Origin of the sequence: Verminephrobacter aporrectodeae subsp. tuberculatae At4 (genome assembly GCF_000193225.1) — a bacterium.
GTDB lineage: Bacteria > Pseudomonadota > Gammaproteobacteria > Burkholderiales > Burkholderiaceae_C > Acidovorax > Acidovorax aporrectodeae.
This window is the reverse complement of record NZ_AFAL01000128.1, coordinates 1-1330: the sequence shown is the minus strand read 5'-3', so window position 1 is coordinate 1330 and position 1330 is coordinate 1. Positions and strand designations below refer to the sequence as shown.

Genomic DNA, 1330 nt, shown 5'->3' with positions numbered 1-1330 from the left:
GCCGAGCACGCAGCCCCGGCGCAGCACGGCGCCGTCGAGCAGCACGCAGTTGGCGCCGACCCAGACGTCGTCTTCCAGAACGATTCCGCCCTTGCCGGGGGCGAAGCCCTGCTCGCGGATCAGGCGGTCGCGTTGGGTGCAGGCGTGGTTCACCGGCGCAAAGGTGCAGTTCGCCGCGATCGCCACATGGTCGCCGATGCAGATGCCGTTTCCGGTGTACAGCACGCAGCCCGCGTTGATGACCACGTGCGCGCCCACGATCAGGTGGCCGCTGCCGCCTGCGGGCTTGATCTTGACGAAGCTGTCGATCACCGAATGCGCGCCCACCACGATGCGGCTGCCGCGCACCGAGTCTTCAATGTCTGCCCAGGGCGAGATCTGCGCGGTGGCGTGGACGTCGAGCATTCAGAGCACCTCCAGCCGGGGCACGGCAGGAACGAAGCGCCCGCCCCAGGCGCGCACGCAGCCGAGCTGCCGGGTCAGTTCCTCGCGCAGGTTCCAGGGCAGGATCAGCACCCGCTGCGTGCGCAGGTACTCCTCGTCCACCACCGGGATGCGGCTGCCGCGCACCGAGTCTGCAATGTCTGCCCAGGGCGAGATCTGCGCGGTGGCGTGGACGTCGAGCATTCAGAGCACCTCCAGCCGGGGCACGGCAAGAACGAAGCGCCCGCCCCAGGCGCGCACGCAGCCGAGCTGCCGGGTCAGTTCCTCGCGCAGGTTCCAGGGCAGGATCAGCACCCGCTGCGGGCGCTGCGTGCGCAGGTACTCCTCGTCCACCACCGGGATGTGGCTGCCGGGAAGGAATTTGCCCTGCTTCGCCGGGTTGCGGTCGGCGACGTAGGGCAGCAGGTCCGGGCGCACGCCGGCAAAGTTGAGCAGCGTGTTCCCTTTGGCCGCCGCGCCATACGCGCCGACGCTGATCCCCTGCGCCCGGCAGTGCAGCAGAAAGCCGAGCAAATCGTTCTTGATGCGCAGCGCCTGCGCCTGGAGCGCGCCGTAGAAACCGGGCGCGCACAGCCCCGCCTGGCGCTCGGCGCTGAGTTGCCGCGCCACGCGCGCGGCGCCCTGCGCGCTCGCCTGGGGGTGGTCGGCCACGTCCGCGCGCGCGGCCAGCACGCGCAGGCTGCCGCCGTGCGTGGGCAGCTCCTGCACGTCGTGCAGCGCAAGGCCGCAGGCGGCGAAGATGCGCTGCACGGCGGTGAGCGAGAGGTAGGAGTAGTGCTCGTGGTACGCCGTGTCGAACTGGCAGCCCTGCACCATGCGCAGCAGCTGCGGGAACTCGAAGCTGGCCACGCCGTGCGGCTTGAGCAGCCGGGCAGCGCCGGCGACG

General features: G+C 70.9%; 3 protein-coding genes. All 3 read right to left on the bottom strand.

Going from position 1 to position 1330, the window contains the following annotated elements; genetic code table 11:
• Window positions 1-405, bottom strand: a 405-nt coding sequence (locus VTU_RS0104890) for an acyltransferase (RefSeq protein ID WP_010101399.1), incomplete at its 3' end; no start/stop codon positions are given.
• The gene (locus VTU_RS0104885; RefSeq protein WP_010101398.1) at window positions 406-627 is read right to left on the bottom strand and encodes a Rossmann-fold NAD(P)-binding domain-containing protein; all 222 of its coding nucleotides are present in this window, start codon (window positions 625-627) and stop codon (window positions 406-408) included. It abuts the gene before it with no gap.
• The coding region (locus VTU_RS0104880) for a methyltransferase C-terminal domain-containing protein (protein ID WP_010101397.1) at window positions 628-1330 on the bottom strand (703 nt) is incomplete at its 5' end.

What these genes read in the sequence shown, in the direction of transcription:
- VTU_RS0104885 (WP_010101398.1), bottom strand. Translation starts at nt 627, where the DNA reads ATGCTCGACGTCCACGCCACCGCGCAGATCTCGCCCTGGGCAGACATT.